Here is a 24,034-nt window from a genome sequence, read left to right as displayed (position 1 = left end):
GCCATCATGCTGACGTTTTTCATCAAACGCCCGCGCTTTGCGATGGTGATTGCGCTGGTCATCACCCTGCTGGGGGCCATCGCGCTGAGGATTATTCCGGTGGAGCAGTACCCGCAGATCACCCCGCCGGTCGTGAATGTGTCAGCGTCTTGGCCGGGCGCCAGCTCGGCTGACGTGGCGGAGGCCATCGCCACGCCGCTGGAAACGCAGCTGAACGGGGTGGATCATATGCTCTATATGGAGTCCACCAGTTCGGACGAAGGCACGTACAGCCTGAACATCACCTTTGCGGCGGGCACCGACCCGGATCTCGCCGCCATCGACGTGCAGAACCGCGTGGCGCAGGCCGTGGCGCAGCTGCCGACCGAGGCGCAGCAAAATGGCGTGCAGGTGCGCAAGCGCGCCACCAACCTGATGATGGGGGTAAGCCTTTACTCACCGAACAACACCCACACGCCGCTGTTCGTCAGCAACTACGCCAGCACCCAGGTGCGCGAGGCGCTGTCGCGTCTGCCGGGCGTCGGGCAGGTACAGATGTTTGGCGCACGGGACTACAGCATGCGCATCTGGCTGCGTCCGGACCGCATGAACGCCCTGAACGTGACCAGCGATGACGTGGCGCAGGCGCTGCGCGAGCAGAACGTGCAGGGGGCGGCAGGCCAGGTCGGCACGCCGCCGGTGTTTAACGGCCAGCAGCAGACGCTGACCATTAACGGGCTGGGGCGCTTAAACCAGGCCGACGACTTTGCCAACATCATTATCCGCGCCGGGGAGATGGGTCAGCTGGTGCGCCTGAAGGATGTCGCCACCATCGAGCTTGGCTCGCGCAGCTACAGCTCTGGCGCGCAGCTGAACGGGCACGACTCCGCCTACCTCGGTATCTACCCGACGCCGTCTGCTAACGCCCTGCGCGTGGCCGATGCGGTGCACGCGGAGCTGGAACGGTTATCCACGCGCTTCCCGGACGATCTGGTCTATGAAGTTAAATTCGACACCACCTCGTTTGTGGCCGCCACCATCAAAGAGATTGGCGTCTCGCTGGCGCTGACGATGCTGGCGGTGGTGGTCGTGGTGTCCCTGTTCCTGCAAAGCTGGCGCGCGACGCTGATTGTCGCCCTTGCCATTCCGGTGTCGCTGGTGGGCACCTTTGCGGTGCTCTATACGCTCGGCTACTCCGCCAATACGCTGAGCCTGTTTGCCATCATTCTGGCGCTGACCATGGTGGTGGATGACGCTATCGTGGTGGTGGAGAGCGTCGAAACGCTGATGGCGGAAGGGCAGAGCCGTACGGCGGCGACCGCGCTGGCGCTGCGCCAGATTGCCGGGCCGGTGATTGCCACCACGCTGGTGCTGCTGGCGGTGTTTGTGCCGGTGGCGCTCCTGCCGGGGATCGTGGGCGAGCTGTACCGCCAGTTCGCGGTGACGCTTTCGACTGCCGTCACGCTCTCAAGCCTGGTGGCGCTCACCCTGACACCCGCACTCTGCGCGCTGCTGCTGCGCCCGCGCCCGGCAAAGCCCGCCGCGATTTTCCGTGGATTCAACCGCGGGCTGGACGCCACGCGCACGCTTTACACCCGGATCGTGAGCGTGTTCAACCTCCGTCCGTGGCTGGCGCTGCTGGCCACCGCAGGCGCGACGGCGGTGGTGGTATTCAGCTTCATGTCGATGCCAAAGGGCTTCCTGCCCCAGGAGGATCAGGGCTACTTCTTCGCCAGCGTCCAGCTGCCGGAGGCAGCCTCGCTGGAGCGCACCGAAGCGGTGATGACCACCGCGCGCGAGCTGATCGCTAAAAACCCGGCGGTAGAAGACGTGATTCAGGTCTCCGGGTTTAACATTCTCAATGGCACCAGCGCCTCCAACGGCGGGTTTATCTCCATCATGCTCAAAGACTGGAGCGAGCGTCCGCCGCTGGATGAGGTGATGGGCACCCTTCAGCGCCAGCTGCTGGCCCTGCCGGAAGCCACCATCATGACCTTTGCGCCGCCGACGCTGCCGGGGCTGGGCAACGCCTCCGGCTTCGACCTGCGCATTCAGGCGCAGGCGGGGCAAAGCCCGGCGGAGCTGGAGCGCGTGACGCGTGAGGTGCTGGCGAAAGCCAACCAGCACCCGCAGCTGAGCCGCGTGTTCACCACCTGGAGCAGCAACGTGCCGCAGATGACGCTTACCGTTGACCGCGAGCGCGCGGCCCGCCTCGACGTGCCGGTGTCGCGCATCTTCAGCAGCCTGCAAACCGCCTTTGGCGGCACGCGCGCCGGGGATTTCAGCGTCAACAACCGCGTCTACCACGTAGTGATGCAGAACGAGATGCAGTGGCGCGAGCGCGCGGAGCAAATCAGCGACCTGTTCGTGCGCAGCAACAGCGGCGAGCGGGTGCGTCTGAGCAACCTCGTCACCATCACGCCGACCGTCGGCGCGCCATTTATTCAGCAGTACAATCAGTTCCCGTCGGTATCGGTGAGCGGCTCGGCAGCGGAAGGGGTGAGCAGTAGCACCGCAATGGCGGCGATGGGCGAGATTCTGGCGGAAAACCTGCCAGCCGGGTACGACTACGCCTGGAGCGGCATGTCGTATCAGGAGCAGCAGACCGGCAATCAGGCGATATGGATTGTGCTGGCGGCGGTGGTGATGGCGTGGCTGTTCCTCGTCGCCCAGTATGAGAGCTGGACGCTCCCGGCGAGCGTGATGCTCTCGGTGCTGTTCGCCATCGGCGGGGCGCTGGTCTGGCTGTGGCTGGCGGGCTACGCCAACGATGTGTATGTGCAGATTGGTCTGGTGCTACTGATAGCCCTCGCCGCCAAGAACGCAATTCTTATCGTGGAGTTTGCCCGCGCCCGGCGCATGGACGGAATGGCGATTGTCGATGCCGCACGGGAGGGGGCCTCGCGCCGCTTCCGCGCGGTAATGATGACCGCCGTGTCGTTCATTATCGGCGTCCTGCCGATGATGCTGGCGACCGGGGCGGGCGCCCAGAGCCGCCGCATCATCGGCACTACGGTGTTCAGCGGCATGCTGGTGGCGACGGTAGTGGGGATTCTGTTCATCCCGGCGCTGTTCGTGCTGTTCCAGCGCCTGCGCGAGTGGGGCCACGGCCTTACGGACTCGTCGCCCACAGCTCACAGTGCTTCTGCACCAGAGAAATCAGCGAGCCGCCATCGGCAATAAAGTCCCGCATGCGCTGCGCCTCGCTCTTGCCCTGCTTTAACAGCAGGGCAATCTCATTGATTGCGCTTGTCGCGCCGAGCTTCTCGGCCGACGGCGCAACCTGCTCCAGCAGCCAGGCGATATCTTCCGCCACGGTTTTGTGCTCGCCGGTATGCACGTCCGTCAGAATGCCTTCCAGCCCGTAGCGACAGGCCTGAAAACGGTTAAAGCGGTACAGCAGAAAATCCCGTTCCTGATGCTTATACGGCCGCGCGGTCAGCAGCCAGTGCGACGTCGCCTGAATAAGCCCGGCGATGTTAATGGCGTGGCCGAGCGTCAGCGGCGTATCCATCACCCGCACCTCGACGGTGCCGAAGTGCGGGCTGGGGCGGATGTCCCAGTGCAGATCCTTAATGCTGTCGATCATGCTGGTGGAACTCAGGCGGCGGAACAGCCCCTCGAACTCCTGCCAGCTGTTGACCCACGGCATCTGGCCGTTATCCGGGAACCCGGAGAAGATGTTGAGCCGCGACGAGGAGAACTTCGTGTCGGTGCCCTGCATGTACGGCGAGGCGGCCGCCAGGGCGATAAAGTGCGGCACAAAGCGCGACAGGCCGTGCAGGAGATAAATGGCGTCATCCCCGGTCCGGCAGCCGACGTGCACGTGCTGTCCGAACACCGTCGCCTGCAAAATCAGATAGCCAAAGCGCTCCAGCGTGACGTTATAGCGCTCGTCGTCGCACACCTCCTGACGCTGCCACTTCTGGAACGGGTGCGTCCCGCCGCCGCAGATCTGGATGTGCTGCTCCGCCGCCGCGCGCAGGATGCTCTGCTGCATCACCGAGAACTGCGCCGCCGCCTGGTCAATGGTCTGGCACACGCCGGTGGCGATTTCGAGCATGCTTTCGGTGATGTCGTGTTTGACTTCGCCCCCTTTGATGTCGTCTTTGACGGCGGCGATGAGGGCAGAGGAGTCCTGGCTCAGATCGTAACCCGGCGGATTAACCACCTGGAGTTCGAGCTCAATGCCGAGGGTATAAGGTTCAGAGGACTTGAAATCGGGTAAGGGCATGGCGCACTCCGTTGTCTGTTATGAGTTGAGTATAGACAATGGGCGTGGCGCGCTCTTTTCAGGGTGGTATAACTGATAGCAGGCTTAGCAAAAGGGGAGTGATCCATGTCTGACTATCCAACCATTGCGCTGACAGGACCCGGTGCAATTGGGACCACCATTGCCGCGGTGCTGCATGAAGCGGGCCGCACGCCGCTGCTGTGTGGTCGCACCGCGCATCCGGAACTGCGCCTGCGTCACGATGAGGATGAAATTGTGGTGCCTGGTCCGGTACTCACCGATCCCAGCGTCATTACGCGCCCCGTTGACCTCGTTTTTTTGGCGGTAAAAACGACGCAAAATGCCGACAGCGCCGGTTGGCTGCGCGCCCTGTGCGATGAAAACACCGTAGTCTGCGCGCTGCAAAACGGCGTGGAGCAGAAAGCCCAGCTTGCGCCTTTGGTCAATGGCGCAACGGTGCTGCCGTCGGTGGTGTGGTTCCCTGCGCAGCGCGAGCCGGACGCCTCTGTCTGGCTGCGGGCTAAACCGCGCCTGACGTTACCGGACGTGCCGCAGGCGCAGCGGGTGGTGGAGGCGCTTCGCGGCACGCGCTGTGACGTTGAGCTCTCGACAGATTTCACTACTGTCGCGTGGCGCAAGCTGCTGCAAAACGCGGTCGCCGGGCTGATGGTGCTGGCCAATCGCCGCGCCGGAATGTTCAGGCGCGAAGATATCAGCGAGCTGGCGCTGGCCTACCTGCGCGAGGGGCTGACCGTCGCCCGCGCCGAAGGGGCGAAGCTGGACGATGCGGTGGCGGAGGAGATCCTGGCGAACTTCCAGCGCGCGCCAGTGGATTTGGGCACGTCGATCCTCGCCGATCGTCAGGCGGATCGCCCGATGGAGTGGGATATTCGCAACGGCGTGATCCAGCGCTACGGCCGCAGGCACGGGATTGCGGTGCCCATCAGCGATGTGGTGGTGCCGCTGCTGGCGGCGGGGAGCGAGGGGCCGGGTTAACGGCCGCTGTTTTTCCGTTCGGCAAAGTAATGGGCGGCCGTGCTGCCCATCGCTTTTATAAACAAGGTGATAAACGCATTCATACCTGAGAGTGGCGGCGGGCCGATAGAGAGGGAGGGAGATGAATATGAATGTCCGCTCTGTGCCAATGACGGACGTTGGTTCTTTCCAAAGCGCCGTAGAACGATTCTTTTGAATTAATGATTTAGAGTAAATACGCTCACATTGATTGTCTTAACCATTCACCGTGCGTAAGAGAAAAAAGCAGGCTCGGCGGCGCGCCTTTCACATCATGAATTTCTTTGATGTATTGCAACCCAGCTTTTTGAAGGACTTTCTGCGATGCCACGTGGTTACCTCTCACTACGGCAGATATCTCGGTTAGCTTTAATTCACAAAATCCATATCTGACAGAGTTTTTCGAAAACTCTGTCGCCAGACCTTTTCCCCATGCCTCGGTGGCGAAACGATATCCTAAATTATTAATTAATAAATTCGCATAACTGCTGATACTCAGACCGCCAAAACCGATGATTCTTTCCGGGCTATCCTTCAAAGAGATTGCCCAGTTTCCAAAATTGTGAGTTTCCCAGTGGTTAATCCAGCGAGCTAAAACAGTTTGTGCATGCTGTATGTCAGGATACGGCCCTGCTGGGTTAAAGGTGTTCGTAGCCGGGTCACCATAAATTCTGAAAAGGTCATCCAGGTCAGATTCAGTTACGCGACGAAGATACAGTCGGGTGGGGTGAAGTTGCAAAACTACTTCCTTAATAAAGAGTCATTAGCAAAGTTGGATAACTGTTTTTATAGTAAGGAAAAAGTAGGTTCGCAACTTCTCACGCATCATTTACTTTACAGAGCTGTTGGCAAAAATTTCGATGCTGGATACAGATTTGAATATCGCTATGTCCGCTTCTCGATCTTAACGGACATTCAACAAACAACTCTATTCTTTTAGTAAGGCCAAAGTCCTGCTTTTTACCCAACAGAGCCCCGGCCTCCCATCACCCGCCTCAGTGCGCCTGGATATAAGGCTCCTTCACAAACTCCGCCAGCAGCCAGACCATATCATGCAGCAGCCCGGTGAGTTCTTTCGCCACGCTCACAGGCAACGTCCCGCCCATCACCGCCAGCGTTAACGCCACGGCATAGTCCACCTGCAACGCCGTATCCTGCCAGCAGTCCGGCACGCAGGAGGCGATCTTTTCCCCTGTGATCAGCTGTTCAACCAGATACGAAGGCAGTTCGGCATCGCAGCATTCCCGCAGCCGCTTCAGCGCTGCCAGCAGTTGCTTACAGAGCGTGGCAAATGTCACCGCATCGTCCGTTTCCACCAGTACGCTTACGTACGCCGCACAGGTGTCAGCCAGTTCAAAGAGATCCGCAGAATCGGGAAGTTGCAGGTGAAGAAGGTGATGAACAGCGCTTTCTTCAGCGTGTACGTATGAAAATCCAGGGGTAGTCGCCATTTAGCATCCTCGTTGTCCAAAAAATGTCATGTTATGCTAACGGGTTCCTACGCCCGGTTACGGATGTGCCGCAACGCAGGCACTTTACGACCGCGGAGAAGGGATGAAAAGGGATAACCCTGAATTACATAAGGTTGCTTAAAAGTTTGCGAGGCGGCTTCCAGAAGGGCATTGCCGGGTGGCGGCTGCGCCTTACCCGGCCTACAAAACCGCCAACCAGCCAACCAACCCGCGACACGAAGCGTAGGTCCGCGCAAGCGCAGCGCCGCCGGGCACAGCCGCACCGTCGTTACCCCTCGCTCATCATCGCCAGAAACCGCTTCACCGTCCGCGAACGCTCAAAGCGCCGCCAGCAGAGCGCGATATCGGTATAAAGCTCAGGTGAGCGCAGCGCATGGTAGGTGACATTCGGCGGAGAAATAGCGGCCATGGATTTCGGCACCAGCGCGAATCCGCCGCCAGCGGAGACCATGCTCAGGGAAGAGGAAAGTTGTGAAGATTGCAGCGTATGTTGCATATCGATCCCGGCCCGCTCGCAGCTGCCGTAAACGCGGTCATACAACCCCGGCGCGACCTCCTGGGGGAACAGCACCACCGGCGTATCCCGCAGCTCGTCCAGCGCCAGATCGCCACACGCCGCCAGGGGATGATCGCGATGCAGCGCCACCACCATCGGCTCCCGATCGAGGATTTTTAACTCAAACACCTTGCTGCTCTCGCACGGCAGGCGCACAAAGGCGATATCCAGCTCACCCTCCGCCAGCATCGTCGTCAGCGACGACATATTGGCTTCCACCTGGTGAACCTGCACCGCCATGTTCTGCACCTGAAACTGACGTATCAGGGCGAAGATTTTAGGATGAAAAGCATCTGAACTGGTGATGCCAATCGACAGGCTGCCGTTCAGCCCGCGCGCGATGCCCCGGGCTTTCTCCAGCGCGGCATCGCTCAGCGCCAGGATCTTACAGGCGTCCTCATAGAAGGCTTCTCCCGCCTCGGTCAGCTCCACGCCCCGCGTCAGGCGCCTGAACAGCGGCGTGCCCACCTCCTCTTCGAGCCGTTTGATCTGCTGGCTCAGAGGAGGCTGTGAAATACCCAGCGCTTTGGCCGCCCTGGTGAAGTGTCGCTCGCGTGCTACCGCGACAAAATAGCGCAGATAACGAAGTTCCATATCAAAAACGTCTCAAACCAGCATGGATTCTATATTGGAACTCTCTGCTGAATCGGGTCAACATTTATTTAACCTTTATAAATAAAGTTGAAGAGGACGGGCATGATGATGCATTCATCTGCATGCGACTGTGAGGCGAGTTTATGCGAGACCCTGCGTGGGTTCTCGGCTCAGCATCCTGACAGCGTGATCTATCAGACATCGCTAATGAGCGCCCTGCTAAGCGGCGTCTACGAAGGGGAGACGACCATCGCCGACCTGCTGGCACACGGTGATTTTGGTCTCGGTACCTTTAACGAGCTGGACGGTGAAATGATTGCCTTCAGCAGCCAGGTGTACCAGCTGCGCGCCGACGGCAGCGCCCGCGCCGCGAAGCCGGAGCAAAAAACGCCGTTCGCGGTGATGACCTGGTTCCAGCCGCAGTACCGCAAAACCTTCGACGGGCCGGTCAGCCGTCAGCAGATCCACGACGTGATCGACCAGCAGATCCCCTCCGATAACCTGTTCTGCGCGCTGCGCATCGACGGCAATTTCCGCCACGCGCACACCCGCACCGTACCGCGCCAGACGCCGCCGTACCGGGCGATGACCGACGTGCTGGATGACCAGCCGGTGTTCCGCTTTAACCAGCGCGAGGGCGTGCTGGTGGGGTTCCGCACCCCGCAGCATATGCAGGGCATTAACGTGGCGGGCTATCACGAGCATTTTATCACCGACGACCGTCAGGGCGGGGGCCACCTGCTCGACTATCAGCTGGAGAACGGCGTGCTCACCTTCGGCGAAATCCACAAGCTGATGATTGACCTGCCCGCCGACAGCGCGTTTTTACAGGCCAACCTGCACCCCAGCAACCTTGATGCGGCTATCCGCGCCGTCGAAAACTAACAGGAGAACTACCGTGAACAGTGAGAAACAGTCACGTCAGTGGGCGCACGGCGCCGATATGGTTGTCGGCCAGCTGGAAGCGCAGGGTGTGAAGCAGGTGTTCGGCATACCGGGCGCAAAAATCGACAAGGTCTTTGACTCCCTGCTGGACTCCTCCATCGAGATTATCCCGGTGCGTCACGAGGCGAACGCGGCGTTTATGGCGGCAGCGGTAGGGCGGCTAACCGGTAAGGCCGGGGTCGCGCTGGTCACCTCCGGGCCGGGCTGCTCCAACCTGATCACCGGCATCGCCACCGCCAACAGCGAAGGTGACCCGGTGGTGGCGCTGGGCGGGGCGGTGAAGCGGGCAGATAAAGCGAAACTGGTGCACCAGAGCATGGATACCGTCGCCATGTTCAGCCCGGTCACCAAATACGCCGTCGAAGTTAATTCACCGGACGCGATTGCCGAGGTGGTGTCGAACGCGTTTCGCGCCGCAGAGCAGGGCAGGCCGGGCGGGGCGTTTGTCAGCCTGCCGCAGGATATTGTCGACCAGCCCACCACGGGGGCTATTTTACCCGCCAGCACCGCGGCGCTGATGGGCCCGGCGCCGGAGTCAGCCATCAACGACGTGGCGAAGCTTATCGCGAAGGCCAAAAACCCGGTCATCTTACTCGGCCTGATGGCCAGCCAGCCCGCCAACAGCGCCGCGCTGCATAAGCTGCTGGAGAGAAGCCGTATTCCGGTCACCAGCACCTATCAGGCCGCCGGGGCGGTGAATCAGGAACACTTCACCCGCTTCGCCGGACGCGTCGGCCTCTTTAACAACCAGGCGGGCGACCGGCTGCTGCATCTGGCGGACCTGATTATCTGCATCGGCTACAGCCCGGTGGAGTACGAGCCGTCCATGTGGAACAGCGGCGACGCCACGCTGGTGCACATTGACGTACTGCCCGCCTATGAGGAGCGCAAGTATGTTCCCGATCTGGAACTGGTCGGGGATATTGCCGCCACGCTGAATCTGCTTGCCAGTCGAATCGAGCACAAACTTGAACTCAGCCAGCGCGCCTCGGAAATTCTTGTCGATCGCCAGCATCAGCGGGACCTCCTCGACCGTCGCGGCGCATCGCTTAACCAGTTTGCTCTGCATCCGCTGCGCATCGTGCGCGCCATGCAGGACATCGTGAACAACGACGTGACGCTCACCGTCGACATGGGCAGCTTCCATATCTGGATCGCCCGCTACCTTTACAGCTTCCGGGCGCGTCAGGTGATGATCTCCAACGGTCAGCAGACCATGGGCGTGGCGCTGCCGTGGGCGATTGGCGCGTGGCTGGTCAACCCGGGGCGCAAGGTGGTCTCGGTCTCCGGGGACGGCGGCTTTTTGCAGTCGAGCATGGAGCTGGAAACTGCCGTGCGCCTCAACGCCAACGTGCTGCACATCATCTGGGTGGATAACGCCTACAACATGGTGGCCATCCAGGAAGAGAAAAAATACCAGAGGCTGTCCGGCGTCGAGTTCGGCCCGGTCGATTTCAAAGCCTATGCCGACGCGTTCGGCGCAAAAGGCTTTGCCGTCGAGAGCGCCGATGCGCTCGAACCGACGCTGCGTGCGGCAATGGATGTCGATGGCCCGGCCGTGGTGGCCATTCCCGTCGACTACAGCGATAACCCGCTGCTGATGGGCCAGCTCCATCTCAGCCAGATTTTGTGAATCAATATAAGGACAGAGAAATGCAAAAAGTGGCTCTCGTAACCGGCTCCGGCCAGGGGATTGGCAAAGCGATCGCGCTTCGCCTGGTGAAGGATGGTTTTGCCGTTGCTATTGCGGATTACAACGAAGAGACGGCGAAAGCGGTCGCGGATGAGATCACCCGTAACGGCGGGAAGGCCGTCGCCGTGAAGGTGGACGTCTCTGACCGCGAGCAGGTGTTCGCGGCGGTGGAAAAGGCCCGCACCGCGCTGGGCGGTTTTAACGTCATCGTCAATAACGCCGGGGTGGCGCCGTCCACGCCCATCGAATCCATCACGCCGGAGATTGTCGACAAGGTCTACAACATCAACGTGAAAGGGGTGATCTGGGGCATTCAGGCCGCGATCGACGCGTTCCGCAAAGAGGGGCACGGCGGCAAGATCATCAACGCCTGCTCCCAGGCGGGCCATACCGGTAACCCGGAGCTGGCGGTCTACAGCTCCAGCAAGTTCGCGGTGCGTGGCTTAACCCAGACCGCTGCGCGGGATCTCGCGCCGCTGGGGATCACCGTTAACGCCTACTGCCCGGGGATCGTCAAAACGCCGATGTGGGCGGAAATCGACCGTCAGGTCTCCGAGGCGGCGGGTAAACCGCTCGGCTACGGGACAGAAACCTTTGCCAAACGCATCACGCTTGGCCGTCTGTCCGAGCCGGAAGATGTCGCCGCCTGCGTCTCATACCTGGCCGGGCCGGATTCCGACTACATGACCGGTCAGTCGCTGCTGATTGATGGTGGGATGGTGTTCAACTAAATTCTAATAAGCTCTGACATGAACTTTCCCCTGCTCCCGTGCAGGGGCTTTTTTTTGTCTCCTCAGCCATTGTGCATTACACTGCGCGCTGCAAAACTTTAGTCTTGAGATCTGACAGGCGGTAACAGCGATGAACGGTACAATCACAACGTGGTTTAAAGATAAAGGCTTTGGATTTATCAAAGATGAAAACGGCGACAACCGCTATTTTCATGTGATTAAGGTCGCCAACCCTGATCTGATTAAGAAAGATGCGGCGGTGACCTTCGAGCCAACCACCAACAGCAAAGGCCTTTCCGCGTATGCGGTGAAGGTGATCCCGGAGAGTAAGCATCTTTATATTGCGGGCGAGCGCGTGAAGCTCACCTCAATTAAATCCTTCGTGGTGTTCAGCGAGGAAGAACCCGTTGAGACCAAAATCGACAAAGAGAATGCGGTGCTGTCGGTGGGGCTGCTGATGAACAGCATCAAACCCAAAACCGAGAAAAAGCCGGGCGAAATGCGCACGGTGAAGAAGCTGGCGATCACTACCTTCCAGAACACGACGCTGATCTTCACTGAAGATGAGATCGACATTGATGCCACGGTGAAGCTGCTGAAGTGATTTTTTGCCGGGTGGCGGCGATGCCTTACCCGGCCTACAAAATGCGTGCGGCATTCGCCGCCGCACGGTTTACCCCATCCTGTGCTCGCCCCGCAACATCGCCTCACGGTCAAACACCCGCTGGATCTCCCCGTGCGCCATAAATGCCGCCCGGTCGGACATATGCGCAATCACGTCCGCATCGTGGCTCACCAGCAGGTAGGTCATGCCGTGCTGCGCCTTCAGGCGGTTGAGCAGGTTCAGGATCTCCGCCTGCACCGACATATCCAGCGCCGAGGTCGGTTCATCCAGCAGCAGAAGCTGCGGGCGCAGCAGCAGCGCGCGGGCAATGGCCACGCGCTGACGCTGTCCGCCGGAAAGCTGATGCGGGTAACGCCTGCCCGCGTCGGCAGCCAGACCCACCTGTTGCAGCGCATCCGCCACCTTTTCGGCAACCTGGGTTTCGCCGTGGATATTTAACGGCTCCGACAGGGTGCGGGCAATGGTGTGGTTCGGGTGCAAAGACGCCCAAGGATCCTGGAACACCATCTGCACGTTACGGCGAAGCGCGCCTTCAAAACGTCGTCCCGGCCGTAAATTTTCCCCGAGGACGGAAATGTGGCCATTCCACTCGCGCAGCAGCCCCGCCAGCACGCGCAGAAGAGTCGATTTGCCGCAGCCGGATTCACCGATCAGGCTGAAGGTTTCGCCTTTTTCGATGGCAAAACTGGCGGCGGAAACCGCCGTTTTTTCACCAAAACTCACCCGGAGCTGGTTAACCTCAACGAGTGCCATTGTCGGCCTCCTTCCACGGTTGCGAACGGTCGAGCGTCGGCAGCATCTGGCCAAACGTCCCGGCGTTCGGGCGGCAGGTCCAGAGCGTGCGCGTGTAGGGATGGGTTGCCTGCGGCAACTGGCTCGCCGCCATTTCATCAACGTTCTCACCCTGATACATCACCAGCACGCGGTCACAGTGTTCCGCGACGAGCGGCAAGTCGTGGCTGATTAACAGCATCGCCATCTGCCGCGCCTCGCACTGCTGTACCAGCAGCTCCAGGATCTGGTTGCGCAGGCGTGCGTCCAGCGCGGAAGTCGGTTCGTCGGCGATCAGCACCTGCGGGTTGTTGATGAGCGCAATGGCGATCATCACGCGCTGGCCCATGCCGCCGGAGAGTTCGCCGGGATAGCGCTGGAGCACGTGCTCGTTCAGCCCTACGGCACGGATGATATCGTGAATGCGCGCCAGGCGTTCGGCGCGGGGCAGGCGCTGATGGAGGGTCAGCGCCTCATCAAGCTGGGCGGCGACGGTTTTCACCGGGTTTAGCGCGTAGCGCGGGTCCTGTAGAACCATCGCAATGCCGTTGCCGCGCAGCGCCTGCCAGCGGCGGCTGTTCAGGGTCAGCAGGTCGTTGCCAAGCACGTTAAGCCGCTTAGCGCTCACGATGCCGGGCTTGCGCACCAGCCCCATCAGGGCGCGGGCAGACATGGACTTGCCGGAGCCGGATTCTCCCACCAGCGCCAGCCGCTCGTTGCCAAGCGTAAAGCTCAGGTTGTGGACCACGCGCGCGGCGGGGTAGTCGATATTTAGCGCATCGACGATGACGCGGTGTTCAGTCATGCTGTGGCTCCAGTACGTCGCGCAGGCCATCGCCCAGCAGGTTAAAGGCCAGGCTGGCAAACAGAATCGCCCCGCCTGGAATGGCGGCAATCCACCACTGGTCAAAAATGACCTGCATGCCGTCGGCAATCATCGCGCCCCATTCCGCCATCGGTGGACGTGCGCCCAGGCCAAGGAAGCCCAGCCCGGCGGCGGCCAGAATGATCCCGGCCAGATCCAGCGCCAGCCGCACAATCGCGGAGGGCAGGCACAGGGGCAGAATATGGCCGACCAGCAGGCGCGGGCCGCGAATGCCCATCATCTCCGCGGCGGCCAGATAATCGCTGTGGCGCAGACGCTGGATTTCACTGCGCGCCTGGCGCGCATAGGCAGGCCAGGTCGTTAAAGCCAGCGCCAGCGCGCCGTTCACCAGACCGGGGCCGAGCATCGCGACAAACGCGAAGGCGAGGATCAGGCGCGGCATCGACATCACCACGTCGGTAAAGCGCATCAGGATGCGCTCCATCCAGCCGCCGTAGTAGCCTGACAAAATCCCCACCAGCAGACCGGCGGGGAGGGTAATTACGGTGACTAAGGCCACCAGCCCCAGTGCCGGACGGGTGCCGTAGATTAATCGGGAGAGCAGATCCCGCCCATAGCTGTCGGTACCCAGCCAGTGCTGCGCGTTGGGCGGTTGCAGACGCGCGGCGGCGTCCTGCCAGTTGGGATCATGCGGCGCAAGCCACGGCGCGAACAGGGCAATAAGCACCAGCAGCGCGATGGCGATCAGCCCGCAAAACGCGGCAGGGGAGCGGCGCAGGCGGCGTAAGAAGAGATAAAACGGCATTAGCGCACCCTGGGATCGGTCGCCCGCACAAGCAGGTCGGTAAGGTTATTGATCAGAACAAAGCAGACGCCAATCAGCAGCGTGCCGCCCATCACGGCGGTGGTGTCACCGGCGAACAGGGCCGTGGTGAGGTAGCGCCCGATGCCCGGCCATGAGAAGACGGTTTCGGTTAATACCGCGCCCTCCAGCATGCTGGTGTAGGCCAGCGCAATCACCGTCAATAGGGTACTGCGAATGTTCGGCAGCACGTGACGCAGCAGGATGGTCATCTCTCCGGCGCCTTTGGCGCGGGCGAGCAATATGTACTCTTTGTTCAACTCGCTCAGACAGGCGGAGCGCGTCAGGCGGGTGATACTTGCCAGCGAGTAGTAGGCCAGCAGCAGCACCGGCAGCACCAGGTGGCTGATGGCGTTGTGGAACGCCTCGCGGTCGCCGGAAAGCCAGGTATCAACCAGCGCAAATCCGGTTCGTGGCTCGACGGTGAATTGCCAGATGTCGTCCAGCCTGCCGGGGCCGGCGCTCCACTGTAGCTTCGCGTAGAACAGAGCCAGCATCAGCAGGCCGAGCCAGAATATCGGCACCGAATTGCCGAGCAGGGTGAGCGTTCTGATCGCTAAGTCCAGTGGCGAACCGGCGTAGCGGGCGCACAGCACACCCGAAATCACGCCGAGTACCGTGCCGATAATTAGCGCCAGCGTTGCCAGTTCCAGCGTGGCGGGAAAGGCGTGCAGCAGGTCCTGCAATACCGGCTGACCGGTAGCGCTGGCGGTGCCTAAATCACCGTGAGCGAGGTTTTGCAGGTAGTGCCAGAACTGCACGGGCAGGGGCCGATCCAGCCCAAGCTGGTGGCGAACCTGATCGTAAGTGGACTGGCTGGCGTGATCGCCGACGATCTGCAATACGCGATCGACCGGGGAAAAGGCAGAGAGCGCAAACGTGACCAGCAGTAGCCCGAACAGCGTGAGCAGGAGAGTCAGCAGACCCTGAAGCACGCGGGTGGAAAGTTGTGGCATGGGAAATCTCTTTATGCCGGGTGGCGGCTTCGCCTTACCCGGCCTGCAAAAACCAGGAACGTAGGCCGGGTAAGCGCAGCGCCACCCGGCAACAAGGGCTACTTCGTAACGCGATCGTACCAGACCATATCTGCGTTCAGCCCCTGCTGATACCCCTTCACGTTATCGCGCACCACGATCTGGGTTTTGCCCTGGTCAACGAACACATACGGCGAGTTATGCTGTAACTGTTCCTGCATCTTCTTATACAGATCCAGACGTTTTGCCGGATCCGGCTCGGCAACCGCCGCCAGCGTAGCGTTGTTCAGCTCCGGAATTTTCCAGCCGTTAAGCCCGGCCACGGTGCTGGATTTCCCGTCATTCCATGCGAAGGCGCTGGCGTTGGAGTGCGCATCGAAGTAATCCGGGATCCACAGACGTATGGCCGCCTGATGCTGTTTCGCACGCACGCGGGCGTACACCTGGCTACCCGCCGCGGGCAGCAGATCCACCTTCACGCCGCCCTGAGCGAAGCTCGCCTGCATGGATTGCGCGATGGTGATGAACGGCGGTTTATTCTCTACGTCCAGCGTGAAATGCGCGTCTTTGATGCCCGCTTTGGCGAGGATCGCTTTTGCTTTTGCCGGGTCAAACGTGAACGGATTGTCTTCCAGCGCGCCCGGCAGGCCGACCGGCAGGAAGCTCTGATGAACAAAATACTGGCCTTTCAGCAGGTCTTTGGTGATGCCTTCATAATCCACCAGCCAGCGCGAGGCTTCCCAGAACGCAGGATTATTCAGCAGCGGGTTGGCGCTGTTGCCGGTGTTAAACACCAGATAGTTTTGCTCGGCAGAAGGAATGCTTAGTACCTTCACGCCCGGCTTGCCGCTGAGGGCGCTTATCTGGTCTGCACCCAGATCGCGCGCCACGTCCGCATCACCCTGCTGGATCAGCAGGCGGCGGGAAGCGGGATCGGGGACGTTTTTAATGATGATGCTTTTAAGCTTCGGCGCACCGCCGGGGGCGGATTCGTTGGCTTCCAGCACGATGGCCTGATGCGGCTGGTAAACGCGCATTTTGAACGCGCCGCTGCCCGCAGAGTGCATTTTTAACCACGCGTTGCCGAAGTCGTTATCCTTCACGTTCGCCGCAACCTGTTTTTCATCGACGATGGAGGCAATCGGCGTGGAGAGAATATTCAGTGCCACCGCCGGGCTGACGTCGGCCGTCCAGTGAAGCGTGAGGGTATGGTCGTCCACTTTCTTCAGCTGGCTGGTGATGTTGCTGGCGTCCCAGCCCAGTACGTTGAGGATAAACGCCGGAGATTTGTTCAGCGTCACGGCGCGGGTATATGAGAAGATCACATCTTCCGGGCGCAGCGGGTTGCCGGAGGCGAATTTCGCATCGGGCTTAAGTTTGATGGTCAGGGTTTTTGCTGCCGCGTCCGCTTCCCAGCTTTCGGCCAGAACCGGGGTGATTTTTTCCGGGTTATCGCGGTCCGGCTGTACCAGACGCTGATACAAACTCGGTACGGTCTGGATGCTGGAAAGTTCGTTGGCTTCGGCCGGGTCAAGGCTCACGATATCATCCAGACCCTGGGCGACAACCAGCGTGTTGGGTGGGGTAGCGGCGTGAGCAGCGCTGGAGAGCGCAGCCAGCACCAGTAACGGCAGCAGTTTTTTAGTCATAGCGATCCCTGAAGAAAATATATTGTGATTGTTTTATGCACCGTTACGGTAGGCTGGCTGAGGATTTCCTCAAAGTCGAAATTCTGCTTTGCTTATGCCATCCGGGAATAACGCATTCGGTCTGGTTATGAGTCACCTCTCTTTGCGTTCGCTTTTTAACCTGCTATAACAAACTCCTTACCTTTCAGGGAGTCACCGCCGTGCCCGAAATCAATCAACATGGTCAAACCGTTAACGATATTGTCCCGGACTGGAAATGCGCCCGCGCGTTAACCCGTACCCTGCTCACCGGGCAGTATTGCCGCCTGGAGCCGCTGGATGCCGACCGCCATTCGGCTGATTTGTTTGAAGCCTATGCGCTGGGTGACGACAGCGACTGGACGTGGCTTGCCAGCACCCAGCCTGAGAGCGTTGAGGCCACTGCGCACTGGGTGCTCGGAAAGGTGCTGGATGACGACCTGGTGCCCTTTGCCGTCATCGATCTGCGCACCGAAAAGGCGGTAGGGCTGGTCAGCTATATGGCGATAGAACGCTTTCAGGGCTCGGTTGAGATCGGTCACGTCACCTGGTCGCGCAGGATGAAGGGCACCCGCGTGGGTACCGAAGCGGTGTGGCTGCTGCTGAAAAATGCCTTTGAGCATAAATATCGTCGACTGGAGTGGAAGTGCGATTCGATGAACATCGCCTCACGCAACGCGGCGGAGCGGCTGGGGTTTGTCTGGGAAGGGCGCCTGCGCCAGAAGCTGGTGCGCAAAGGACGCAACCGCGACAGCGATATGCTTTCGATTATTGACGGCGAATGGCCGCAGCGCGATGCAGAGCTGCGCGCCTGGCTGGCGGCGGAGAATTTTGACGGGGAAGGACGGCAGGTTAAGCGGCTTGAAGCATTTCGGAAATAATTTCCCCTCACCCTAACCCTCTCCCAAAGGGAGAGGGGACGATGACACCCTCTCCCTTTGGGAGAGGGCCGGGGTGAGGGGAGACGTTCGCACTCAGCGGCGAACCGGCGCCCCGTTCGCCACATAATACGCCGCCGTGCTCTTCGCCAGCGGCTCGCGCCCGCGAATGGCGTCGGCAATCTTTTCGCCAATCATGATGGTGGTGGCGTTCAGGTTGCCGGTGATAATCTGCGGCATGATCGACGCATCCACTACGCGTAACCCTTCCAGCCCGTGAACCCGGCCTTCGCCGTCGACCACCGCCATTTCGTCGTAGCCCATTTTGCAGGTGCCGCACGGGTGGAAGGCGGTTTCGGCGTGGTTACGCACGAACTCGTCCAGCTGTTCGTCGGTCTGGCATTCGATGCCCGGGCTGATTTCACGACCGCGATACTTGTCCAGCGCAGGCTGGTGCATGATCTCGCGGGTGATGCGGATCGCGTCGCGGAACTCCTGCCAGTCCTGCTCGTGGGACATATAGTTGAACAGGATCGCCGGATGCTGGTGCGGATCGCGCGACTTGATGCGCACGTGGCCGCGGCTCGGCGAGCGCATGGAGCCAACGTGGCACTGGAAGCCATGTTCTTTCACCGCGTTCGAGCCGTTGTAGTTAATCGCCACCGGCAGGAAGTGATACTGAATGTTCGGCCACTCGAACTCCTCGCGGCTGCGGATAAACCCGCCCGCTTCGAAGTGGTTGCTCGCGCCCACGCCTGTGCCTCCAAACAGCCACTCCGCGCCAATCTTCGGCTGGTTCCACCATTGCAGGGCAGGGTAGAGGGAGACCGGCTCCTTACATTCATACTGAAGGTACATCTCCAGGTGATCCTGCAAGTTTTCCCCCACGCCGGGTAAATCATGCACCAGCGGGATATCAAACTGCTTCAGTAGTTCAGCGTTGCCCACGCCGGAGCGCTGGAGGATCTGCGGAGACGCGATAGCGCCCGCGCACAGCAGTACCTCTTTCTTCGCTGTCGCTTTTGACGGAATGGTGCTTTCGCCTTCCAGCCACTCGACGCCCACCGCGCGCTTGCCGTCAAAGATTATATGATCGGTCATGGCGTGGGTGCGGATGGTCAGGTTCGGGCGTGGTTTGGCCTGGTCCAGATAGCCGCGCGCGGTGCTGGCGCGTCGGCCCTGCGGCGTGACCGTGCGGTCCATCGGGCCGAAGCCTTCCTGCTGATAGCCGTTGAGATCGTCGGTGCGCGGGTAGCCCGCCTGCACGCCCGCCTCTACCATCGCTTCAAATAGCGGGTTCACGCCCGGCTTAGAGGTGGTGACGCTCACCGGACCGTCGCCGCCGTGGTAGTCGTTCGGCCCCACGTCGCGGGTCTCTGCCTTGCGGTAGTAGGGCAGGCAGTTGAGATAGCTCCAGTGCTCCAGACCCGGTTCTTTCGCCCAGTTGTCCAGATCCATCGCGTTGCCGCGCACGTAGCACATGCCGTTGATCAGCGACGAGCCGCCCAGCCCTTTACCCCGTCCGCACTCCATGCGGCGGTTGTTCATGAAAGGCTCTGGCTCGGTTTCATACGCCCAGTTGTAGCGCTTACCCTGCAACGGGAAGGCCAGCGCAGCAGGCATCTGGGTGCGGAAGTCAAAGCGGTAGTCCGGCCCGCCCGCCTCAAGCAGCAGGACGGTGGTGTTCGGATCTTCAGTCAATCGTGTTGCCAGAACGTTGCCGGCAGAGCCGGCCCCGATAATGATGTAGTCAAATTGCAAATAAACCTCCCGGTTAAAATATGGACTGGAATTTACCCATCTCAACCTGGATGGACTTCACCTGGGTGTAACTCTGAAGCGTCATGACGCCGTTCTCGCGGCCAATGCCGGAGTGTTTGTAGCCGCCCACCGGCATCTCTGCGGCGGATTCGCCCCAGGTGTTGATCCAGCAGATGCCCGCTTCGAGCTGATGAATGGCGCCGTGGGCGCGGTTCAGATCGGCGGTGACGATGCCCGCCGCCAGACCGTAGTCGGTATCATTGGCGCGGCGAATGGCTTCTTCATCAGTGTCATAGGTAAGGATGGACATCACCGGGCCGAAGATCTCTTCGCGCACGATGGTCATTTCGTCGGTGCAGTCGGTGAACACGGTCGGGGCCACCCACGCGCCGTTATCAAAGCCGTCGCCCTTCAGTACGTCGCCGCCGCACAGCACGCGCGCGCCTTCCTCTTTGCCTTTGGTGATGTAGCGCAGCACGCTGTCGCGATGCGGGAAGCTGACCATCGGGCCAAAGTTGGTGTTTTCATCGAACAGGTCGCCCGCGCGGATGCGGCCCACGCGCTCGACGATTTTTTGCTCAAACGCGGCTTTGACCTTCGCGGGCACGAACACGCGGGTGCCGTTGGTGCACACCTGGCCGGAGCTGAAGAAGTTCGCCATCATGGCGATATCTGCCGCGAGATCCAGATCCGCGTCGTCAAATACTATTAGCGGGGATTTACCGCCCAGCTCCATCGTCACCTCTTTCAGGGACGAGGCCGCCGAGTTCGCCATCACCTTTTTGCCGCTGGCCACGCCACCGGTGAAGGAGACTTTGGCGATGCCCGGATGCTCGGTCAGGAACTGGCCGGTCTCTGCGCCCACGCCCGGCAGGACGTTAAACACGCCGTCCGGCAGGCCCGCCTCGGTGTAGATTTCCGCCAGCTTCAGGGCGGTGAGCGGGGTCACTTCGCTCGGCTTGAAGATCATCGCGTTGCCCGCCGCCAGCGCCGGGGCGGATTTCCACAGGGCGATCTGGATCGGGTAGTTCCACGCGCCGATGCCCGCCACCACGCCCAGCGGCTCGCGGCGGGTGTAGACGAACGAGGTGTCGCGCAGCGGGATCTGGCTGCCTTCCAGCGCCGGGATCAGCCCCGCGTAGTACTCCAGCACGTCTGCACCGGTGACGATATCCACGGTCGAGGTTTCGGAAAACGCTTTACCGGTGTCGAGGGTTTCCAGCGTTGCCAGCTCGTCGTTGCGCTCGCGCAGGATATCGACGGCGCGGCGCAAAATGCGCGAGCGCTCCATGGCGGTCATCGCCGCCCAGATTTTTTGCCCGCGTTTTGCGCTTTCGACGGCGCGGTCCACGTCTTCGCGCCCGGCGGCCTGCACGGTTGCCAGAACTTCACCGTTCGCCGGATTGATGGTCTCGAAGGTGCGACCGCTGGTGGCGGATGTATAACCACCATTGATATAAAGCTGCTGTTCTGCCATTCGGGACATAAATTCTCCTCGGTTAATCGGTCGGTAGATGCTGGCTGATAAAGTGGCTGGTGAGCGACTGGGCCAGGGTTTTATCCAGCGGTTTGCCGCTGAGCGCAGCGCGCAGCCACAGCCCGTCAATCAGTGCGGCGAGCCCGTAGCCCGCCTCTTCAGCCTGTTCACGCGGCAGCTCGCGGCGGAACTCGTACACCAGGTTTGAGAGCAACCGACGGCTGCTGACCTGCTGCAAACGGTAGAGCATCGGCTGATGCATGCTGCTCGCCCAGAAGGCCAGCCAGGCCTTCATCGCCGCGCCGCTGACCTGGGTTTCATCAAAATTGCCGCCAACAATCGCCTGCAAACGCTGCTCTGCGCTGCCGTCCGGCAGGGCGCGTAAACGGCTTAATACCGCGTCGCGCAGCTGACCGGTGATGTCGCGCATGGTTGCTTCCAGCAGACCGTTTTTATCTTTGAAATAGTGGCTGATGATCCCCGTGGACACGCCCGCCCGACGGGCGATTTGCGCGATGGTTGCGTCATGCATTCCCACTTCATTAATTGCTTCCAGCGTGGCATCGATTAGCTGCCTGCGCCGGATCGGCTGCATCCCCACTTTGGGCATTTTTGCCACTCCATTCATCAGCGTTGGTTAACTATTAAAGCGGTTTTTGATTGGACGTTCAATATAAAATGTGTCTTAATTGTTGCGATTTTGGATTTCAATAGTTACAAAAACAGTGGGGATACTGGATGACAGACCTTTCACAGGACAGAGAAAAAGACAAAATCAACCCGGTCGTTTTTTATACGTCCGCCGGGCTGATTTTGTTGTTTTCCCTGACGACGATCTTCTTTCGTGATTTTTCTGCCGAGTGGATTGGGCGCACCCTGAACTGGGTGTCGAAGACCTTCGGCTGGTACTATCTGCTGGCGGCGACGCTCTATATTGTCTTCGTGGTCTGCATTGCCTGCTCGCGCTTTGGGTCGGTGAAGCTCGGGCCGGAGCAGTCCAAGCCCGAGTTCAGCCTGCTGAGTTGGGCCGCGATGCTGTTTGCCGCGGGTATCGGCATCGACCTGATGTTCTTCTCGGTGGCGGAACCGGTTACGCAGTATATGCAGCCGCCGGAAGGGGCAGGGCAGACGATGGAGGCCGCGCGCCAGGCGATGGTCTGGACACTGTTCCACTACGGCCTGACGGGCTGGTCGATGTATGCCCTGATGGGCATGGCGCTCGGATACTTTAGCTATCGTTATAATTTGCCCCTTACCATCCGCTCCGCGCTGTACCCGATTTTCGGCAAAAAGATCAACGGCCCGATTGGTCACACGGTAGACATCGCGGCGGTGATCGGCACCATCTTCGGCATCGCCACCACGCTCGGGATTGGCGTGGTGCAGCTTAACTACGGGCTGAGCGTGCTGTTTGACATCCCGGATTCGATGGCGGCGAAGGCGGCGCTGATTGCGCTGTCGGTGATTATCGCCACCATCTCGGTGACCTCCGGCGTGGATAAAGGGATTCGCGTGCTCTCCGAACTGAACGTCGCGCTGGCGCTGGGGCTGATCCTGTTCGTGCTGTTTATGGGCGACACCTCTTTCCTGCTCAATGCCTTAGTGCTGAACGTGGGTGATTACGTGAACCGCTTTATGGGCATGACGCTGAACAGCTTCGCCTTTGACCGTCCGACAGAGTGGATGAACAACTGGACGCTGTTCTTCTGGGCGTGGTGGGTGGCGTGGTCGCCGTTTGTCGGCCTGTTCCTGGCACGTATTTCGCGTGGGCGCACCATCCGCCAGTTCGTGATGGGCACGCTGATCATCCCGTTCACCTTTACCCTGCTGTGGCTGTCGATTTTCGGCAACAGCGCGCTGCATGAGATCATTCACGGCAACGCGACCTTCGCCCAGGAAGCGATGGCGCACCCGGAGCGCGGCTTCTACAGCCTGCTGGCGCAGTATCCGGCGTTTACCTTTAGCGCGTCGGTAGCGACCATTACCGGTCTGCTGTTCTACGTCACCTCGGCGGACTCCGGCGCGCTGGTGCTGGGGAACTTCACCTCGAAGCTGAAGGACATTAACAGCGACGCGCCGAACTGGCTGCGCATCTTCTGGTCCGTCGCCATCGGCCTGCTGACGCTCGGCATGCTGATGACCAACGGTATCTCTGCGTTGCAGAACACCACGGTGATCATGGGCCTGCCGTTCAGCTTCGTGATCTTCTTCGTGATGGCCGGGCTGTATAAATCGCTTAAGGTGGAAGACTACCGCCGCGTCAGCGCCAGCCGCGACACCGCCCCGCGTCCGCTGGGCGCGCAGGACAGGCTGAGCTGGAAAAAACGCCTCTCGCGCCTGATGAACTACCCTGGCACGCGCTACACCAAACAGATGATGGAGACGGTCTGCTTCCCAGCGATGGAAGAGGTGGCCCAGGAGCTGAAGCTGCGTGGCGCCTACGTGGAGCTGAAAAACCTGCCGCCGGAGGAGGGCGAAAATCTGGGGCACCTGGATCTGCTGGTGCACATGGGCGACGAGCAGAACTTTGTCTATCAGATCTGGCCGCAGCAGTATTCGGTACCCGGGTTCACCTACCGGGCGCGCAGCGGGAAGTCGACCTACTACCGGCTTGAGACGTTTTTGCTGGAAGGCAGCCAGGGGAATGATTTGATGGATTACAGCAAGGAGCAGGTGATCACGGACATTCTGGATCAGTATGAACGGCACCTGAACTTTATCCATCTGCACAGGGAAGCGCCGGGGAATAGCGTGATGTTCCCGGATGTTTAAGTAATGACAAACTCCTTTAATTAAAAATCCAGCCATTTTTTGCCGGGTGGCGCTGCGCTTACCCGGCCTACAAAACTCCAAAACTGCTTTTCCGTAGGCCTGATAAGCGAAGCGCCATCAGACACGCCCTTCATTGACACAACTTTAATGATAATTATTTTCATTTAAATATAGCCTGTGCTATACCTGTCTCTTATACACAT

The 24,034-nt window shown here is 60.3% G+C and carries 20 protein-coding genes and 1 pseudogene; 8 read left to right on the top strand and 13 right to left on the bottom strand.

From position 1 onward, the window contains the following. Positions 1-6 precede the first annotated feature (6 nt). Positions 7-3,162, top strand: coding sequence for an efflux RND transporter permease subunit (locus ACNQ0W_RS02055; protein WP_062932248.1), 3,156 nt, complete (start codon positions 7-9; stop codon positions 3,160-3,162). Here ACNQ0W_RS02055 and ACNQ0W_RS02050 read toward each other — a convergent pair. After that, a complete protein-coding gene (locus tag ACNQ0W_RS02050) occupies positions 3,092-4,213 on the bottom strand; it encodes a YbdK family carboxylate-amine ligase (RefSeq protein ID WP_062932247.1) in 1,122 nt (373 codons plus the stop codon). The genes ACNQ0W_RS02055 and ACNQ0W_RS02050 overlap by 71 nt on opposite strands. A gap of 105 nt (positions 4,214-4,318) precedes the next feature. Here ACNQ0W_RS02050 and ACNQ0W_RS02045 point away from each other — a divergent pair, with 105 nt between their 5' ends. After that, a complete protein-coding gene (locus ACNQ0W_RS02045) occupies positions 4,319-5,209 on the top strand; it encodes an oxidoreductase (RefSeq protein WP_062932246.1) in 891 nt (296 codons plus the stop codon). On the opposite strand, the pseudogene ACNQ0W_RS02040 reads toward ACNQ0W_RS02045, so the two are convergent. The 4 genes and pseudogenes from ACNQ0W_RS02040 to ACNQ0W_RS02025 all read right to left on the bottom strand — a co-directional run. After that, positions 5,206-5,292, bottom strand: a pseudogene (locus ACNQ0W_RS02040) (AraC family transcriptional regulator); the annotation flags it as partial. The gene ACNQ0W_RS02045 and the pseudogene ACNQ0W_RS02040 overlap by 4 nt on opposite strands. Positions 5,293-5,429: 137 nt before the next feature. Then, the gene (locus tag ACNQ0W_RS02035; RefSeq protein ID WP_062932245.1) at positions 5,430-5,966 is read right to left on the bottom strand and encodes a GNAT family N-acetyltransferase; all 537 of its coding nucleotides are present in this window, start codon (positions 5,964-5,966) and stop codon (positions 5,430-5,432) included. A gap of 256 nt (positions 5,967-6,222) precedes the next feature. After that, positions 6,223-6,678, bottom strand: coding sequence for a hypothetical protein (locus ACNQ0W_RS02030; RefSeq protein WP_062932244.1), 456 nt, complete (start codon positions 6,676-6,678; stop codon positions 6,223-6,225). A gap of 289 nt (positions 6,679-6,967) precedes the next feature. Next, the gene (locus ACNQ0W_RS02025) at positions 6,968-7,849 is read right to left on the bottom strand and encodes a LysR family transcriptional regulator (RefSeq protein ID WP_003858850.1); all 882 of its coding nucleotides are present in this window, start codon (positions 7,847-7,849) and stop codon (positions 6,968-6,970) included. 105 nt (positions 7,850-7,954) lie between these two features. Between ACNQ0W_RS02025 and budA the strand changes: the two genes are divergently transcribed. From budA to ACNQ0W_RS02005, 4 genes are all read left to right on the top strand, one after another. Beyond that, a complete protein-coding gene (gene budA / locus ACNQ0W_RS02020) occupies positions 7,955-8,734 on the top strand; it encodes an acetolactate decarboxylase (RefSeq protein ID WP_003858848.1) in 780 nt (259 codons plus the stop codon). Positions 8,735-8,747: 13 nt separating this feature from the next. After that, positions 8,748-10,427 carry an acetolactate synthase AlsS gene (gene alsS, locus ACNQ0W_RS02015; protein WP_017694359.1) on the top strand — a complete coding sequence of 560 codons (1,680 nt, stop codon included), beginning with the start codon at positions 8,748-8,750 and terminating at the stop codon, positions 10,425-10,427. 20 nt (positions 10,428-10,447) lie between these two features. Further along, entirely contained in the window at positions 10,448-11,218 is a 771-nt protein-coding gene (locus ACNQ0W_RS02010) for a (S)-acetoin forming diacetyl reductase (protein WP_003858846.1), read from the top strand. Positions 11,219-11,348: 130 nt separating this feature from the next. After that, complete coding sequence (locus ACNQ0W_RS02005; protein WP_015571193.1) at positions 11,349-11,822, top strand: cold-shock protein; 474 nt, start codon at positions 11,349-11,351, stop codon at positions 11,820-11,822. A gap of 69 nt (positions 11,823-11,891) precedes the next feature. Here ACNQ0W_RS02005 and ACNQ0W_RS02000 read toward each other — a convergent pair whose 3' ends face one another. From ACNQ0W_RS02000 to ACNQ0W_RS01980, 5 genes are all read right to left on the bottom strand, one after another. Beyond that, positions 11,892-12,596, bottom strand: a complete 705-nt coding sequence (locus tag ACNQ0W_RS02000) for an ABC transporter ATP-binding protein (RefSeq protein WP_032103075.1) — start codon at positions 12,594-12,596, stop codon at positions 11,892-11,894. After that, the gene (locus tag ACNQ0W_RS01995; RefSeq protein ID WP_062932243.1) at positions 12,583-13,419 is read right to left on the bottom strand and encodes an ABC transporter ATP-binding protein; all 837 of its coding nucleotides are present in this window, start codon (positions 13,417-13,419) and stop codon (positions 12,583-12,585) included. Before ACNQ0W_RS01995 ends, ACNQ0W_RS02000 begins: the two co-directional genes overlap by 14 nt. Beyond that, entirely contained in the window at positions 13,412-14,245 is an 834-nt protein-coding gene (locus ACNQ0W_RS01990) for an ABC transporter permease (protein WP_015571190.1), read from the bottom strand. The genes ACNQ0W_RS01995 and ACNQ0W_RS01990 overlap by 8 nt, the downstream gene beginning before the upstream one ends. Continuing rightward, positions 14,245-15,258 carry an ABC transporter permease gene (locus ACNQ0W_RS01985; RefSeq protein ID WP_062932242.1) on the bottom strand — a complete coding sequence of 338 codons (1,014 nt, stop codon included), beginning with the start codon at positions 15,256-15,258 and terminating at the stop codon, positions 14,245-14,247. The genes ACNQ0W_RS01990 and ACNQ0W_RS01985 overlap by 1 nt, the downstream gene beginning before the upstream one ends. A gap of 98 nt (positions 15,259-15,356) precedes the next feature. Beyond that, on the bottom strand, positions 15,357-16,925 hold the full coding sequence (locus ACNQ0W_RS01980; protein WP_062932241.1) for an ABC transporter substrate-binding protein: 1,569 nt from the start codon (positions 16,923-16,925) through the stop codon (positions 15,357-15,359). Positions 16,926-17,125: 200 nt separating this feature from the next. Here ACNQ0W_RS01980 and ACNQ0W_RS01975 point away from each other — a divergent pair, with 200 nt between their 5' ends. After that, positions 17,126-17,824, top strand: a complete 699-nt coding sequence (locus ACNQ0W_RS01975) for a GNAT family N-acetyltransferase (protein WP_062932240.1) — start codon at positions 17,126-17,128, stop codon at positions 17,822-17,824. A gap of 93 nt (positions 17,825-17,917) precedes the next feature. Here the strand turns inward: ACNQ0W_RS01975 and betA are convergent, their stop codons facing one another. From betA to betI, 3 genes are read right to left on the bottom strand one after another with little or no spacing between them, the layout of a single operon-like run. Beyond that, positions 17,918-19,582 (bottom strand): choline dehydrogenase, encoded by a 1,665-nt coding sequence (betA, locus tag ACNQ0W_RS01970; RefSeq protein WP_062932239.1) that lies wholly within the window; start codon positions 19,580-19,582, stop codon positions 17,918-17,920. A gap of 13 nt (positions 19,583-19,595) precedes the next feature. Then, a complete protein-coding gene (gene betB / locus ACNQ0W_RS01965) occupies positions 19,596-21,068 on the bottom strand; it encodes a betaine-aldehyde dehydrogenase (protein ID WP_062932238.1) in 1,473 nt (490 codons plus the stop codon). A 13-nt stretch (positions 21,069-21,081) separates the two neighbouring features. Further along, positions 21,082-21,669: a transcriptional regulator BetI gene (gene betI, locus ACNQ0W_RS01960; protein ID WP_003858827.1), complete on the bottom strand. Its 588-nt coding sequence runs from the start codon at positions 21,667-21,669 to the stop codon at positions 21,082-21,084. 128 nt (positions 21,670-21,797) lie between these two features. Here betI and betT point away from each other — a divergent pair, with 128 nt between their 5' ends. Beyond that, positions 21,798-23,831 (top strand): choline BCCT transporter BetT, encoded by a 2,034-nt coding sequence (gene betT / locus ACNQ0W_RS01955; protein WP_062932237.1) that lies wholly within the window; start codon positions 21,798-21,800, stop codon positions 23,829-23,831. The last annotated feature ends 203 nt before the right edge of the window (positions 23,832-24,034 follow it).

This window comes from Enterobacter cloacae complex sp. 6730903 (assembly GCF_048283985.1).
Taxonomy (GTDB): Bacteria; Pseudomonadota; Gammaproteobacteria; order Enterobacterales; family Enterobacteriaceae; genus Enterobacter; species Enterobacter hormaechei_C.
The sequence above is the reverse complement of the archived record's forward strand: the minus strand, read 5'-3'. Positions and strand labels throughout refer to the sequence as shown.

Excerpts from the sequence above, each read along its gene's own strand:
- ACNQ0W_RS02055 (WP_062932248.1), top strand. The coding sequence starts at position 7 with ATGCTGACGTTTTTCATCAAACGCCCGCGCTTTGCGATGGTGATTGCG.
- ACNQ0W_RS02050 (WP_062932247.1), bottom strand. The coding sequence starts at position 4,213 with ATGCCCTTACCCGATTTCAAGTCCTCTGAACCTTATACCCTCGGCATT.
- ACNQ0W_RS02045 (WP_062932246.1), top strand. The coding sequence starts at position 4,319 with ATGTCTGACTATCCAACCATTGCGCTGACAGGACCCGGTGCAATTGGG.
- ACNQ0W_RS02030 (WP_062932244.1), bottom strand. The coding sequence starts at position 6,678 with ATGGCGACTACCCCTGGATTTTCATACGTACACGCTGAAGAAAGCGCT.
- ACNQ0W_RS02025 (WP_003858850.1), bottom strand. The coding sequence starts at position 7,849 with ATGGAACTTCGTTATCTGCGCTATTTTGTCGCGGTAGCACGCGAGCGA.
- budA (WP_003858848.1), top strand. The coding sequence starts at position 7,955 with ATGATGCATTCATCTGCATGCGACTGTGAGGCGAGTTTATGCGAGACC.
- ACNQ0W_RS02010 (WP_003858846.1), top strand. The coding sequence starts at position 10,448 with ATGCAAAAAGTGGCTCTCGTAACCGGCTCCGGCCAGGGGATTGGCAAA.
- ACNQ0W_RS02005 (WP_015571193.1), top strand. The coding sequence starts at position 11,349 with ATGAACGGTACAATCACAACGTGGTTTAAAGATAAAGGCTTTGGATTT.
- ACNQ0W_RS02000 (WP_032103075.1), bottom strand. The coding sequence starts at position 12,596 with ATGGCACTCGTTGAGGTTAACCAGCTCCGGGTGAGTTTTGGTGAAAAA.
- ACNQ0W_RS01995 (WP_062932243.1), bottom strand. The coding sequence starts at position 13,419 with ATGACTGAACACCGCGTCATCGTCGATGCGCTAAATATCGACTACCCC.
- ACNQ0W_RS01990 (WP_015571190.1), bottom strand. The coding sequence starts at position 14,245 with ATGCCGTTTTATCTCTTCTTACGCCGCCTGCGCCGCTCCCCTGCCGCG.
- ACNQ0W_RS01985 (WP_062932242.1), bottom strand. The coding sequence starts at position 15,258 with ATGCCACAACTTTCCACCCGCGTGCTTCAGGGTCTGCTGACTCTCCTG.
- ACNQ0W_RS01980 (WP_062932241.1), bottom strand. The coding sequence starts at position 16,925 with ATGACTAAAAAACTGCTGCCGTTACTGGTGCTGGCTGCGCTCTCCAGC.
- betB (WP_062932238.1), bottom strand. The coding sequence starts at position 21,068 with ATGTCCCGAATGGCAGAACAGCAGCTTTATATCAATGGTGGTTATACA.
- betI (WP_003858827.1), bottom strand. The coding sequence starts at position 21,669 with ATGCCCAAAGTGGGGATGCAGCCGATCCGGCGCAGGCAGCTAATCGAT.
- betT (WP_062932237.1), top strand. The coding sequence starts at position 21,798 with ATGACAGACCTTTCACAGGACAGAGAAAAAGACAAAATCAACCCGGTC.